The 13,711-nt window shown below is 65.0% G+C and carries 12 protein-coding genes and 3 tRNA genes; 6 read left to right on the plus strand and 9 right to left on the minus strand.

All coding sequences use genetic code 11. The features are described from left to right. Positions 1 to 23 precede the first annotated feature (23 nt). The gene (locus tag ACEN9F_RS31325; RefSeq protein ID WP_413426667.1) at positions 24 to 1,643 is read right to left on the minus strand and encodes a response regulator; all 1,620 of its coding nucleotides are present in this window, start codon (positions 1,641 to 1,643) and stop codon (positions 24 to 26) included. A 228-nt stretch (positions 1,644 to 1,871) separates the two neighbouring features. Between ACEN9F_RS31325 and ACEN9F_RS31330 the strand changes: the two genes are divergently transcribed. Continuing rightward, positions 1,872 to 2,294: a hypothetical protein gene (locus ACEN9F_RS31330; RefSeq protein ID WP_413426669.1), complete on the plus strand. Its 423-nt coding sequence runs from the start codon at positions 1,872 to 1,874 to the stop codon at positions 2,292 to 2,294. A gap of 48 nt (positions 2,295 to 2,342) precedes the next feature. Here the strand turns inward: ACEN9F_RS31330 and ACEN9F_RS31335 are convergent, their stop codons facing one another. From ACEN9F_RS31335 to ACEN9F_RS31345, 3 genes are all read right to left on the minus strand, one after another. Continuing rightward, the gene (locus tag ACEN9F_RS31335; protein WP_413426670.1) at positions 2,343 to 3,320 is read right to left on the minus strand and encodes a diguanylate cyclase domain-containing protein; all 978 of its coding nucleotides are present in this window, start codon (positions 3,318 to 3,320) and stop codon (positions 2,343 to 2,345) included. Between the two features lie 248 nt (positions 3,321 to 3,568). Then, on the minus strand, positions 3,569 to 5,797 hold the full coding sequence (locus tag ACEN9F_RS31340) for an ATP-binding protein (protein WP_413426672.1): 2,229 nt from the start codon (positions 5,795 to 5,797) through the stop codon (positions 3,569 to 3,571). Between the two features lie 144 nt (positions 5,798 to 5,941). Next, positions 5,942 to 6,769, minus strand: a complete 828-nt coding sequence (locus ACEN9F_RS31345; protein ID WP_413426674.1) for a response regulator — start codon at positions 6,767 to 6,769, stop codon at positions 5,942 to 5,944. Between the two features lie 264 nt (positions 6,770 to 7,033). Here ACEN9F_RS31345 and ACEN9F_RS31350 point away from each other — a divergent pair, with 264 nt between their 5' ends. The 3 genes from ACEN9F_RS31350 to ACEN9F_RS31360 all read left to right on the plus strand — a co-directional run bounded on the left by ACEN9F_RS31350 (position 7,034) and on the right by ACEN9F_RS31360 (position 7,747). Further along, positions 7,034 to 7,267: a hypothetical protein gene (locus ACEN9F_RS31350; protein WP_413426676.1), complete on the plus strand. Its 234-nt coding sequence runs from the start codon at positions 7,034 to 7,036 to the stop codon at positions 7,265 to 7,267. Positions 7,268 to 7,458: 191 nt separating this feature from the next. Next, a tRNA-Arg gene (locus tag ACEN9F_RS31355) sits at positions 7,459 to 7,535 on the plus strand. 135 nt (positions 7,536 to 7,670) lie between these two features. After that, positions 7,671 to 7,747, plus strand: a tRNA-Arg gene (locus ACEN9F_RS31360). A 34-nt stretch (positions 7,748 to 7,781) separates the two neighbouring features. Here ACEN9F_RS31360 and ACEN9F_RS31365 read toward each other — a convergent pair. Continuing rightward, positions 7,782 to 8,510 (minus strand): PEP-CTERM sorting domain-containing protein, encoded by a 729-nt coding sequence (locus ACEN9F_RS31365; RefSeq protein ID WP_413426678.1) that lies wholly within the window; start codon positions 8,508 to 8,510, stop codon positions 7,782 to 7,784. Positions 8,511 to 8,659: 149 nt separating this feature from the next. Here ACEN9F_RS31365 and ACEN9F_RS31370 point away from each other — a divergent pair. Beyond that, a tRNA-Arg gene (locus ACEN9F_RS31370) sits at positions 8,660 to 8,736 on the plus strand. Positions 8,737 to 8,785: 49 nt separating this feature from the next. Here ACEN9F_RS31370 and ACEN9F_RS31375 read toward each other — a convergent pair. Together ACEN9F_RS31375 and ACEN9F_RS31380 are read right to left on the minus strand one after the other, a co-directional pair. Then, positions 8,786 to 9,523 (minus strand): PEP-CTERM sorting domain-containing protein, encoded by a 738-nt coding sequence (locus ACEN9F_RS31375; RefSeq protein WP_413426680.1) that lies wholly within the window; start codon positions 9,521 to 9,523, stop codon positions 8,786 to 8,788. A 16-nt stretch (positions 9,524 to 9,539) separates the two neighbouring features. Continuing rightward, positions 9,540 to 10,283, minus strand: coding sequence for a PEP-CTERM sorting domain-containing protein (locus ACEN9F_RS31380; protein WP_413426682.1), 744 nt, complete (start codon positions 10,281 to 10,283; stop codon positions 9,540 to 9,542). Between the two features lie 209 nt (positions 10,284 to 10,492). Here ACEN9F_RS31380 and ACEN9F_RS31385 point away from each other — a divergent pair, with 209 nt between their 5' ends. Beyond that, entirely contained in the window at positions 10,493 to 11,638 is a 1,146-nt protein-coding gene (locus ACEN9F_RS31385) for an L-lactate dehydrogenase (protein ID WP_413426684.1), read from the plus strand. A gap of 32 nt (positions 11,639 to 11,670) precedes the next feature. On the opposite strand, the gene ACEN9F_RS31390 is transcribed toward ACEN9F_RS31385, so the two are convergent. Both ACEN9F_RS31390 and ACEN9F_RS31395 read right to left on the minus strand, forming a co-directional pair. Beyond that, complete coding sequence (locus tag ACEN9F_RS31390; protein ID WP_413426686.1) at positions 11,671 to 12,648, minus strand: D-2-hydroxyacid dehydrogenase; 978 nt, start codon at positions 12,646 to 12,648, stop codon at positions 11,671 to 11,673. Further along, the gene (locus ACEN9F_RS31395) at positions 12,645 to 13,604 is read right to left on the minus strand and encodes a LysR substrate-binding domain-containing protein (RefSeq protein ID WP_413426688.1); all 960 of its coding nucleotides are present in this window, start codon (positions 13,602 to 13,604) and stop codon (positions 12,645 to 12,647) included. The genes ACEN9F_RS31390 and ACEN9F_RS31395 overlap by 4 nt, the downstream gene beginning before the upstream one ends. Positions 13,605 to 13,711: the final 107 nt, after the last annotated feature.

A 13,711-nucleotide genomic window follows, 5' to 3' on the forward strand; every position in this document is an offset into this window, starting at 1 on the left:
GCAAGCGTGCCGGGCCCTGCCGTCTACTGCTTGACGGGCACGCGGGCGCAGCTGCCGATCACTTCCATCAGCTGGTCGATGTCGACCGGCTTGACCAGGTGGCGGTCGAAGCCGGCGTCCATCACGCGCCGCAGGTCGTCCGCCAGGCCGTAGCCGGTGAGGGCGATCAGCTTGATGTCGCGGGTGGCCGGATCGGCGCGCAGGCGGCGCGCCACCTCGTAGCCGTCGATGCCGGGCAGGCCGATGTCGACCAGCGCCAGGTCCGGCTGGAAGCGCTCGGCCGCTTCCAGGCCCAGCAGGCCGTCGGCGGCCGAGCGCACGTCATAGCCGTAGCAGCTGAGCATCATGGTCATCATTTCGCGGCCGTCGTCGTTGTCTTCGATCAGCAGCACGCTCGGCTTGCCGTGCTCGGGCGCGCTGACCGGCGCCGGCGCGGGGGCCAACTGGTGCTCGATGCGCGGCAGGCGCAGCGTGAAGGTGCTGCCGCCGCCCGGACCCTTGCTTTCGGCGTCGATGCTGCCGCCGTGCAGCTCGGCCATGCGGCGCACCAGCGACAGGCCGATGCCGAGCCCGCCTTGGGAGCGGTCCAGCGTGCTGGTGCCCTGCACGAAGACGTCGAACACATGCGGCAGCAAATCGGCGGAAATGCCGACGCCGGTATCGCGCACGCTCAGCACCACGTCGTCGTTCTCGGTCCAGGTGCGCACTTCGATGCGGCCGCCGGCCGGCGTGTACTTGAGCGCGTTGTCGATCAGGTTGCTGGTGATCTGCTCCAGCCGCGTGCTGTCGCCGTCGATCCAGCCGGCGTCGAGGTCCTGCACCAGTTCGTAGTCGGTGCTGCGGCCGGTGGCGCGGTAGGTTTCCAGCGAGGCCGTGACCAGGGTGGCCAGGTCCAGCGGCACGCGGTTGAGCAGGATCTTGCCCGACATGGCACGCGACAGATCCAGCAGGTCGTCGACGATGCGGCCCAGGTGCTGGCTCTGGCGCTGGATGATTTTCTTGGCGCGCTGCACGCCGTCGGCCGATACGCCCGGCAGGCCGATCAGCGAGGCGGCGCTGCTGATGGCGCTGAGCGGATTGCGCAGCTCGTGGCCCAGCATGGCGAGGAACTCATCCTTGGCGTGGTTTTGCCGCTCCGCCACCTGGCGCTCCTCGACCTCGCGCGTCAGCTTCTTGTTGGCGGCGGTCAGTTCGGTGGTGCGCAGGCTCAGCTGGCGTGCCTGCTTTTTCAATTCCTCGTTCTTCATGGCCAGCGCGACGAACACGGCGATCTTGGCGTGCAGCACTTGCGGGATGACCGGCGTGAACAGGAAGTCGACGGCGCCGTGCTGGTACGCCTTCAGGCGGTCCAGCTCGTCGGCCAGGAAGGCGGTGATGAAGATGATGGGAATGTCGGCCGAGCGCGCCCGCGCGTGGATCGCCTCGGCCGTTTCGAAGCCGTCCATGCCCGGCATGTTGACGTCCAGCAGGATCACGGCGAAGTCGTGCATCAGCACCTGGCGCAGCGCGTCCTGGCCCGAGCGTGCCGCCAGTACCTCATAGGATTCCTGCCCGGCCCATTGGCCAAGCAAGCTGGTCAGCGCAAACAGGCTGTTGGCATCGTCGTTGACGACCAGGATCTTCGGTTTGTCTAGTTTGGGCACGGGGTCTCTGTACGATGCTGACACGGCGAAATCTTCGCGGCCTGGAAGCTGCCAGAGAAGCACCAATCGATCATAGCAATTGCATATATGAATGTCAAAAGCGCCCGGTCAATCGAGCGCGGCAATGGTGTCGCGGCGGCCGGCGCCGACCCAGTGTTCGCCCGCGCACAGACCCATGGCGGGGGCGCTGGCACAGTGAATCGGTACGTTAACCCAAAGGATCCCATCATGAATATCGATACTGTCGTGGACAAAGAGTACTTAGGCCTGAGTTTCCGCGCGCTGGCCGACGCGCCGACCAGCGCCCTGCGCGGCATCAGCGCCAAGGACGCCAAGGCGCTGGCGCAGGCCTTCAACGTGCACACGGTGCGCGAGCTGGCCAATCTGGAATTCGTCAAATGGGCGGCGGCGATCGCCACGCTGGCCGAGCATGAGCAGGCCACGCCGGAAGAGCAGGCCAAGGAGACCCTGCTGGACGGCGGCCTGGAAATGACGTTCCCGGCCAGCGATCCGATCTCGGTTGATTCCGGTATCACGCGCATCGAGGTGGCTCCTGACATGGTGAACGCGCACGACGACCATCAGCACGCGGGCAAGGTCGACGAGTGCACCGAGGCGGGCCAGAAAAAAGAAGAGGCCGCCGCGCATTAAGCATCAAGCATCAGCCGGCCATGGCGCGCGGGGGCGGACCCCGGCGCCTTATGCCGGCGTGGTGGACATCGTGTGGAGTGGGGCGGGCTGCTTGCGCACCATCTGCGCGGTGCAGTAGCGGTTCTTGCCGGAGCGCTTGGCTTCGTACAGGGCGGCGTCGGCCGCGGCGATCACCGAGGCCACCTCGTCGGCGTCGTCCGGATAGATGCCGATGCCGATGCTGGTCGACAGCTGCAGCGTCAGGCCGTTGACCACGTAGGGCTCGGAGACCGCTTCGATCAGCTTGGCGGCCGGCTCCTGGGTGTCGCCCAGTTGCGTGATATTGCCCATCACGATGACGAACTCGTCGCCGCCGACGCGGGCCACGGTATCTTCCTTGCGCGAGCAGCCGATCAGGCGCTGCGCCACCATCTTGAGGATTTCGTCGCCGTAGGCGTGGCCGTGGGTATCGTTGATGGTCTTGAAGCCGTCCAGGTCCAGGTACATCACCGCCACCTTGTTCTGCTGGCGGGTGGCGTGCTGCAGCACGGTCGAGATGCGGTCTTCCAGCAGGCGGCGGTTGGGCAGGCTGGTCAGCGGATCGTGCAGCGCCAGTTCCTGCTGCTGGCGGCTGTACTGCGCCAGCTCCTTGTACAGCAGCCGCACTTCCAGCATGTTGTGGATGCGCTTGTGCACCTCCAGCAGGTCGAAGGGCTTGCTGATGAAGTCGCGCGCGCCCGCTTCCAGCGCGGCGATCTTGAAGCTCGGCTGGGCGGTCAGGGCCAGCACCGGCAGGTAGCCGCCTTGTTCGATTTCCTTCAGTCCCTTCATGACCTGGAAGCCGTTCAGGCCCGGCATCTGCAGGTCCAGCAGGATCAGGTCGTAGCAATGCTGGCGGTGCAGCGGGCACACCTGTTCGGGCAGCATGGTCGAGGCGACATCGGTATAACCGGCTTCGCGCAGGATCTCCAACATCAGCTCGACGTTGTCGGCACTGTCATCCACCACCAGGATTTTGGCGTGCAGGATTTCATCTCGGCTCGGCATAAGGTTCTCTGTCTTGTCTCAATAACGCGCAATAGTATTTCGATAATAACCCAAGCTTCCGTGCTGCGGCGCACACAAGCGTGCATATATTTCCGTGTGGAAATTATTGTACCCGTTTTTTCGTGTTCCTGTAGTTTAACAAGGGTTCCTCAAATTGCTTGTAGGACATTGCCGCGTCTAAAAGTAGGAGTGAGAACAATTGCAATATAGATATTTTGTCCATGGCCGTTGACACCCGCATATCGCTTTCAGGCGTGGCGCTGGGCCGCGCCCATCGCCGCCACCTTGGCGATCAGTTCGTTCGGCTCGACCGGCTTGGAAATATGCGCCAGGAAACCGCTGGACAGCGCCTTGATGCGGTCTTCGGAGCGGGCGAAGGCGGTCAGCGCGATGGCCGGCAGGTCGCCGCCGCGCGCCGGTCCCAGCGCCCGTATGCGGTCCAGCAAGCCGTAGCCGTCCACCTCCGGCATGCCGAGGTCGCTGACCATCAGGTCCGGCCGCGCATGTTGCAGCAAGCTCAAGGCTTCGGTGGCGGTGGCGGCGGTCAGCACGTCGGCGTTGCAGTCGGCCAGGATGCGCTTGATCAGCTCGCGGGCGTCGTCTTCATCGTCGACCACCAGCACCTGCAGGCCGGATAAATCGTGCGCTGCAGCACGAAGGTTCGGGCGCTGGCCATTGGCGGCCGGCTCCTCGTCGCGGCCGCCGCGCCGCGGCAGCCGCACGGTGAAGCAGGCACCCAGGCCTTCGCCCTCGCTGGCGGCGCTGACGGTGCCGCCGTGCTGCTCGACCAGGTGCTTGACGATGGACAGCCCCAATCCCAGGCCGCCGTGCTTGCGGGTGGTGGTGGCGTCGGCCTGGCGGAAGCGCTCGAAGACATGGCCGAGGAAGCCGGCGGCGATGCCGATGCCGCTGTCGCGCACGCTGATGGCGATGTGGTCGCCCTCGCGCCGCACGCCGACCTTGACGCTGCCGCCGCGCGGCGTGAACTTGAGCGCGTTGGTCAGCAGGTTCCAGACGATCTGCTGCAGGCGGTTGGCGTCGCCGGACACCATGCCGGGCGCGCGGTCGAAGTCCTTGTCGATCTCGATCTGCTTGGCCTCGGCGGCCGGGCGCACGGTGTCGATGGCGGCGGCGACGATGGCGGCCGGCGCCAGCGGCAGCATTTCCAACTGCACCTTGCCGGACGTGATGCTGCTCATGTCCAGCAAATCCTCGATCAGCTGGGCCTGGACGCGGGCGTTGCGCTCGATGGTTTGCAGGCCGCGGTGCAGGTCGGCCTGGTCGCGGCTGCCGCGCCGCAGCACCTGGGCCCAGCCCAGGATCGCCGTCAGCGGCGTGCGCAGCTCGTGCGACAGCGTGGCCAGGAACTCGTCCTTCATCTGGCTGGTGCGCTCGGCCTCGGCGCGCGCCTGGCGCTCGCTGTCGAGCAGCACCTTGCGCTCGGCGGCGGCCTGCTGCGACGCTTCGTACAGGCGCGCGTTGTCGATCGCGACGGCGGCCTGGGCGGCGATGCCGCCGATGATGCGCTCGGTGCGCTCGGTGAACATGTCCGGCTCCGGGTGGCCGAAGAACAGGCAGCCGATCACGGCGCCGCTGCGCAGCGCCACCGGCACCGCCAGGTAGCTGCGCACCGGCGGGTGGCCGCGCGGCACGCCGTGGTGGGGCGCGTTCAGGCCGTAGCGCGCATCCTTGAGCAGGTCGTTGCTGCGCACCGTGCCTTCGCCGCGCAGGCTGGGACCGAACAGCGCGGTCGCGCGCGGCTGGCCGAAGGCGGCGAAGCTGTCCGGCGCGCCGCTCGACAGCGTGTGCAGCATCAGCGTATCGCCGTCGGCGCCGGTGTCGTGGTAGAACAGCGCGCCGAAGCGCGCGCCGCTGATGCTGGTGGCGGCGTCGGTCACTTCCTGCAGCAACGGCTGCAGGTCGCGGGTCGAGGCCATGGCGCTGCCGCTGCGGTTGAGCAGTTCCAGCACGGCGGTTTCGTCGCGCAGCGCTTCCTGCACCCGCTTGACCTGGTCGACGTCGGTGCTGGTGCCGAACCAGCGCAGCACTTCGCCGTCGCTGCCGTGGACCGGATTGGCGCGCGTCAGGAACCAGCGGAATTCGCCGCCGGCGCTGCGGATCGGCACCTCCAGTTCGAACGGCGTGCCGTTGCCGCGCGATTCATCCCAGTGCTGCTCCATGGCGTCGACGCAATCGGGGGCGTAGACCTGCTTCCAGCCGTCGCCGGCCATCTGCGCGGGGGTGGTGCCGGTGTAGTCGTACCAGCGTTCGTTGTACCAGACCATGGTGCCGTCCTGCTCGGCGATCCAGGCCAGCTGCGGCATGGAATTGGCCAGCGCGCGCAATTCCATCTGGCTTTGGCGCAGCGCCGCCCGCGCGTTCAACAACTCCCGGTGCATGGCCTCAGGCGTGGTGAGCGTGTCATCGTCCGCTATGCTGCGCGGCAGTGTTTCGATAGGCTCATTTGGAAGAATCATGTGGGGGGCTGCCGGCTGCCGCGATCGCTGCGGCAGCCGGGCGGCGGCCACAGTTCGGCAGACTAACGCTGAACGTTGAACGGTTGCCTTATTGTAGCTCCAAGCCTCGCAGCGGCACCGCACGGTTGACCGGCGGATGCGGCCTCAGGCCGCGCGGGCGGAGCGGCGGCTGCCGATCTGTTCCAGCGCCGCCTGCAGCTGTTCGATATCGTAGGGTTTTTGCAACGATTGCGCGGGGAATTCCAGGTGGCGGGTCAGTTCCTCGCCATAGCCGGAGGCGAACAGCAGTTCCAGCCCGGGCGCCTGGCGCAGCGCCTGGCGCGCCAGGTCGACCCCCGACATGCCGGGCAGGCTGACATCGGTAAACAGCACGTCGAACGCTTGTGCGGCCAGCTGCGGCAGCGCTTCCTCGCCGCTGCCGGCGGCCTGCACCTCGTGGCCCAGCGCGCGCAGCGTCTCGCACACCAGGTAGCGGGCGTCGGCGTTGTCCTCCACCACCAGCAGGCGCAGCGGCGCGACGTTGCCGGCGGCCGGCGCGGCGCGGGCCGGCGCCAGCGTGCACAGGATGCCGGCCACGCGGTCGCCGTCGCCGCGTACCGGGGTGTAGTACAGGTCCAGCGCCAATTGCTGCACGCCGCCGTTGCGCCAGACCGGCAGGCTGCGGCCGCGGTAGCTGGCGCCGCGGCCCTCCCAGGCCAGGCGGATGGCTTCGCTGTTCCAGCTCCACGCGGCTGGCTGCATGGACGGCACGCCGCCGCCGGGCGCGCGCAGGCTGGGCAGGCCGGTCAGTTCGGCGTAGGCCTCGTTGTAGACCATGATTTGTTCGGGGCCCCACATCAGCAGCATGGCTTGCGGGGAATTGAGCAGGATGTCCACCGTCACCCGCAGGCTGAGCGGCCAGCCGGCGGGATCGCCAAGGGCGGTGCGCGACCAGTCGGGGGCGGGCGGCACGGTGGAGTCGGTAGGGTTCATACGGTGCGACCTGTCAATTTGTCATCTCTCTTATGGAAAGGCAAAGCTGATCGAATCGTACACGGTAAAAAAAAAGCCCGCTACAGGAGCGGGCTAAATCTATTTCCTTGGAGGAGAATAGAGGAGACAGATGAATCATGCTGCAACGCGCAATCGAAAGCAAATTTTTATTGATGATGATCGAGATCACCGTTATGAATGAGGCGGCCGGCGCTGTCCCGCGCCGGTCGTGCGGGGCACCATCTATACTGGCATAAAGGAGGAATGCAGATGGCGACAGTGGTGCGGCACCGCAGGGTCAATATTGTTGTATTGGAGCAAAACGAGCAGATTGCCGGCAACTGTCGCGACGGCGATATCGCCATCGTCGCCGACAGCGCCGGTTGGTGGGTCAAGTTCGTCGGCGCCGGGGACCGGGTCGATTGCTACGGCGATCCGTATCCGTCCTACAACGAGGCCCTGTGGTCGGCCAAGGCCGCGGCCGAATTCGGCACCTGACAGAGAGTGCTGGACAAGCCGGGGGAGTGTCCCTATAATGCTGCTTCTTTCGAGCGGCAAGCTGCTTGAAGGAAGATGCGGTAAAGCAGTTTGCAGGGTGGTTGATTCGGCTTTTCGTAAGCCTGACCAACTAAACGATAGAAAATATCGAACTTTGCAAAACGAAATTAATGCTTTATAATGCATGCAACGCGGCTGTAGCTCAGCTGGATAGAGTACTTGGCTACGAACCAAGGGGTCGTGGGTTCAATTCCTGCCAGCCGCACCAAAATTCGTGAGTAGAAGGGCCTGGAGAGCGATCTCCAGGCCCTTTTCCTTTAAGTGTAAGCACCTGATTGCCAATGTAGTTCTCTCAGGAAAATGCTTCGCCAAACAGGAAAACGCTGTTATAATCTTGTTTTTCGCGGCTGTAGCTCAGCTGGATAGAGTACTTGGCTACGAACCAAGGGGTCGTGGGTTCAATTCCTGCCAGCCGCACCAAAATTCGTAAGTGGAAGGGCCTGAAGAGAAATCTTCAGGCCCTTTTTCTTTGTGCCGCGCCGGCGACCAGCGCCAGGCCGGCCAGCAGCAGGGCATAGCTGGCCGGCTCCGGCACTGCGGCGACCGGGCTGCCGCTGACGGCCCAGGTGCCGATGTCGGTGGTGGCCGCTTCGCGGCGCTGGGCGTAGTGGGCCGCGCCGAATTCATGCAGCAGGCTGTCGCCGTTGGTGCTGGAACTGGCGACGTGGATATCCCAGTTCGGCGCGCTATAGGCTTCGCCCGGCAGCACGCTGATGTCCCAGGCGTCGATGACGTTGCCGCTGCCGACGTGCAGCGAGACCGTCAGGCGGCTGTCGAGCCAGGGATCGAAGGCGCCGATGTTGTCCAGCTGGATGTGGCCGCTGCCGCCGAAGGCGCTGTTGGTCAGCGTCCAGCTGGCGCCGGCGCCCGGATAGTCCGCTTGCAGCCCGTACAACGGCCCCGACAGTTCGCCGGTGATGCCGGTGTACGTAATGCTGCTCCAGCCGGTGGGGATGTAGACCGGCGTGGTCAGCGTGATGCCGATGTGGTCGTTCAGCAGGATGGCCTTGGCCGCCGCGCTCTGGGCCAGGGCGACCTCGGGCGGCACTTCGGGGTCCAGCCAGGTTTGCACATTGACGTCGTTGAAGGTGGCGCCGGTATAGGTGTAGGTGACATCGGCCAGTGCCGCAAGCGGCATGGACAGCGCGCCGACAAGCGCGCCGAGCATCAACTTCGTTGCCATGATCTGTGCCTTTACGTGGGTGACGGGTCTTCAATATTAAAACGATAGCGGCGCGCTCACATGCAAAATCGCCAATCGTGCTCGCTTGAAAAGAATGTTCAACATAGCCCTTCTGGATTTGAACTTGCACTGCTATAATGTTGTCTTTCGCGGCTGTAGCTCAGCTGGATAGAGTACTTGGCTACGAACCAAGGGGTCGTGGGTTCAATTCCTGCCAGCCGCACCAAAATTCGTAAGTGGAAGGGCCTGAAGAGAAATCTTCAGGCCCTTTTTCTTTATGCGCGACGGTGGCGCGCCAGTGTGCCGACGGCCGCCAGGCCGGCCAGCATCAGCGCGTAGCTGGCAGGCTCGGGCACCGGCGCCACCGGGCTGCCGCTGACCGCCCAGGCGCCGGCGTTGCCGTTGGAGGCGTCCTGGGTGCTGTTGCTGAAGCTGGTGAAGTAGACGTACGATAATTTGTCGCCGCTGGTGCTGGAACTGGACAGGCTGGCATCCAGCGAGAAATTGCTGTGTATGTAGCCAGGCGTCATCGAGATTTCCCAGGCGTCGATCTGATGGTTCGTATCCACATGCACCGACACGGAGATCGCCGCCGGCGTGTAATCGTCGGGGGGAGGGGCGTTGGACGGCTGCAGAGAGATGTGGCCGCTGTCGCCCACCAGGCTGGAACTGCCGCTCCACGTCACGCCGGGATCGGCGTAGCCGCCGGCTTGTAGCGCCATCAGCGGCGCGGCCAGGGCGCCGCCGATGGGGGCCGTGCTGGAAAACGAACTCCAGCCTTGCGGAATGTACACCGGCATGCTGAACGTAAACGACGTCCGGTCCGTCAGCAGCGCGGCTGCGGCGGCGGCCGAGGCCTGCGCGACGCTCTCCGGCGGCGCATCTTCCCACCTCACCAGCGCGTGCGAGTCGGTGAACGGATTGCCGGTGTAGGTGTAGCTGACGTCCGCCATTGCGCTCAGCGGCAGGCACGCCGCGGCCGTCAGCGCGGTTGCGATCAATCGAATAGCCATGATTTCTCCTTTCGGCTTATGCGCGACGGCGGCGCGCCAGCGTGCAGATGGTTGCCAGGCCGGCCAGCATCAGCGCGTAGCCGGCAGGCTCGGGCACCGGCGCCACCGGGCTGCCGCTGACCGCCCAGGCGCCGGCGTTGCTGTTGGAGGCCTGCTGTTCGTTGCTGAAATGCCTGTCGATGTAGTCGTAGGATAATTTATCGCCGCTGGTGCTGGAGCTCGACAAGCTGGCTGTCAGTAGGTACGTGGCGGGGATATAGCCGGGCGCCAGCGAGATTTCCCAGGCGTCGATCTGATTGTTCGTCCCCACATGCACCGACACCGTGATCACCGGCGGCTGGTAATAGGGTGGTTCCGGATCAGGGATGGGGGCTGGCTGCAGCGAGACGTGGCCGTGGTCCGCCACCAGGCTGGAACTGCCGCTCCACGTCACGCCGGGATCGGCGTAGCCGCCGGCTTGTAGCGCTATCAGCGGCGCGGCCAGGGCGCCGTTGATGGGGCCCGTGCTGGAAAACGAGCTCCAGCCTTGCGGAATGTACACCGGCACGCTGAACGTCAATGACGTCCGGTCCGTCAGCAGCGCGGCAGCGGCGGCGGCCGACACCTCCGCGACGCTGTCCGGCGGCTGGCCGTCCCAGGCCACCAGCGCCTGCGAATCGGTGAACAGATTGCCGGTGTAGGTGTAGCTGACGTCGGCCAGTGCGCTCAGCGGCAGGCACACCGCCGCCGCCAGCGCCGATGCTATCAATCGAATACCCATGACTTCCCCTTTCGGCATGATATAGGATCAATAATATTATTATTTATTTACTGAAAGTGCACGAGATTTATTGTTTTTTTAGTATTTTTCGGCCGGTGCCGCAGCCGCCGCGCAGGCCGGTGATTATTTGCAGGGGAGAATTTCCATCTTGCTTGGCATTTTTGCTGAAATGCCCGATGATCTGACGACATCGTTCCGGAGGAGAGTGCATGACCATCATCACCAACATTGAAGACCTGCGCAAACTGGCTCAGAAGCGCGTGCCGCGCATGTTTTACGATTACGCTGATGCCGGCTCCTGGACCGAATCCACCTACCGCGCCAACAACGAAGACTTCGGCAGGATCAAGTTCCGCCAGCGCGTCGCCGTCAACCTGGAGAACCGCACGCTGGCCAGCACCATGATCGGCCAGGACGTGGCGATGCCGGTGGCGCTGGCGCCCACCGGCCTGACCGGCATGCAGCACGCCGACGGCGAGATCCTCGCCGCCAAGGCCGCGGAAAAATTCGGCGTGCCGTTCACCTTGTCGACCATGAGCATCTGCTCGATCGAAGACATCGCCGCCAACACCAGCAAGCCTTTCTGGTTCCAGCTGTACGTGATGAAGGACCGCGAATTCATCAACCGCCTGATCGACCGCGCCAAGGCCGCGCGCTGCTCGGCGCTGGTGCTGACCCTGGACCTGCAGGTGCTGGGCCAGCGCCACAAGGACCTGCGCAACGGCCTGTCGGCGCCGCCCAAGCTGACCATCGCCAACCTGCTCAACCTCGCCACCAAGCCACGCTGGTGCCTCGGCATGCTGGGCACCAAACGCCGCAGCTTCGGCAACATCGTCGGCCATGCGACGTCGGTATCGGATATGTCCTCGCTGTCGTCGTGGACCAGCCAGCAGTTCGACCTGAGCCTGTCGTGGAAGGATGTCGAATGGATCAAGCAGCGCTGGGGCGGCAAGCTGATCATCAAGGGCATCATGGATGCGGAAGATGCGCGCCTGTGCGTGGAAAGCGGCGCCGATGCGCTGATCGTCTCCAACCACGGCGGCCGCCAGCTGGACGGCGCGCAATCGTCGATCGGCGCGTTGCCGGCGATCGTCGACGCGGTCGGCAAACAGATCGAAGTACACATGGACGGCGGCATCCGCTCCGGCCAGGACGTGATCAAGGCGGTGGCGCTGGGCGCCAAGGGCGTCTACATCGGCCGCCCGTTCCTGTACGGCCTCGGCGCCATGGGAGAGCAGGGCGTGGCCAAGTGCCTGGACATCATCCGCAATGAAGCCGACCTGACGATGGCCTTCTGCGGCCTGCGCGATGTGCGCCAGGTCGACAAGAATATCCTGCTGCCCGGCACCTTCTAAGGCGGGGGCAGTTCCGGCAACCGGCCCCGCTTTTAAACCACGTTGCGCGGCGCGCCGGCGACCCAGGCTTCGAGGTTGTCGATCAGCTGGTCGACCAGCACCTGCATCGCTTGCGAGCTGGCCCAGGCCGAGTGCGGCGTCAGGATGAAGTTCGGCAGCCGCAGGTTGAGCAGCGGGTTGTCGGCCGGCGGCGGTTCCGTCACCAGCACGTCGAAGCCGGCGCCGGCGATGACGCCCGCGCGCAGCGCGTCGGCCAGCGCCAGTTCGTCCACCAGCCCGCCGCGCGCGGTGTTGATCAGCAGCGCGTTGCGCTTCATGCGTATCAGCTCCTTGGCGCTGATCATATTGCGCGTCTTGTCGGTCAGCGGCAGGTGCAGGCTGATGATGTCGGAACTTTCCAGCACCTCGTCGAAGCCAGCCTCGCGCACGCCGTCCGCCTGCGCGTCCGGCAGCGGCGAGCGGTTGTGGACCACGACTTCCATGCCGAACGCGCGCGCGATCTGCGCCACCGACTTGCCCAGCGCGCCGTAGCCGAACAAGCCCAGGCGGCTGCCGGCCAGGTCCGAGACCGGATGGCCGAACAGGCAGAAACGCTCGGATTTCTGCCACAGCCCCGCCTCGATGTCGGCGCGGTAGGCGACCAGCTGGCGGCGCAGCGCGAGGATCAGCGCAAAGGTGTGCTCGGGCAGCGTGTGCACCGCGTAGTTGCGGATGTTGGAGACCACGATGCCGCGCTCCTGCGCCGCCTTCAGGTCGACGATGTTGGTGCCGGTCGCCGCCACCGCGATCATCTTCAGCTCCGGCAGCTGCGCCAGGTCCTGCGCCGACAGCGGCACCTTGTTGGTGATGGCGATGGTGGCGCGGGCGTCGCGCAGGCGCTGCACCGCGTCGGCCGCCTTGGTGGCCGGATACTCGGTCCATTCGTGCGCGAACGCGGGCTTGCGCACGTTGGCGATGACGCTGTCGCGGTCGAGGAAAACAATGCGGTGCGGTTCTTTTGCTGCGGTCATAGGGCAACCTCAAATGGTATGGCACGCGCGGCCGGCGGCGGCGCTTTCGGCAGACGCATGCCTGGGTGGTTGGAAAACAGTTCGGCGACCCACTCGACAAACACCCGCACCTTGGCCGACAGGTGGCGGTTTTGCGGATAGACCACGTGCACCGGCAGCGGGTCGGTGGTCCAGTCGTCGAGCAGCGTTTCAAAGCGGCCGTCTTTAATCATCGGCTCCATCAGGAAATTCGGCATCTGCACGATGCCCAGTCCGGCCAGCCCCGCCGCCGTGTAGGAGTTGGTGTCGTTGAGGGCGATGTGGCCGGGCAGCGCGACCTGCACCCGTTCGCCGTCGCGCGTAAAATCCCAGTCGAAGATTTTACCCGTGCGCGAGGAAAAATAATTCACGCAGCGATGGCGCATCAGTTCATTCGGGTGCGACGGCTTGCCGTAGCGCGACAGGTAGTCCGGCGTGGCACAGGTGACGAAGTGCAGGATGCCGACCCGCCGCGCGATCAGGTTGGAGTCGCCCAGCTGGCCGCCGCGCACCGCGCAGTCCACGCCTTCCTCGATCAGGTCGACGGTGCGGTCGCTGGAACCCAGCTCCAGCAAGATGTCCGGGTAGCGGGCGAAGAAGTCGGGCAGAGCGGGCACGATCACCTCGCTGGACAAACCGGTCGGCGCATCGACCCGCAACCGGCCGCTGGGGCTGAGCCGGGTGCGCGACAGCGATTCCTCGGCCTCGCGCACGTCCGACAGGATCCGCAGGCAACGTTCATAATAGGCGGCGCCGTCGGCCGTGACGCTGACCTGGCGCGTGGTCCGGTGCAGCAGCTTGACCGACAGCGCCCCCTCCAGCGACTGGATCAGGGTCGAGACCGTGGCCTTGGGCAGTTGCATGTTTTCAGCCGCGCGCGTGAAGCCGCCGGCGTCGACTACCTGCACGAAGACCTCCATCGCTTGAAGTTTATTCATCTTTCATCCCCATTGTTCGGAATCCTGAACAATCAATTCAACATTGCACTATTTATCGGATTGTAGAACAAGTTTAAGATTGTTGTACTGCACCATGGAAAGTACGA

The organism is Duganella sp. CT11-25 (genome assembly GCF_047302815.1).
GTDB lineage: Bacteria > Pseudomonadota > Gammaproteobacteria > Burkholderiales > Burkholderiaceae_D > Rugamonas.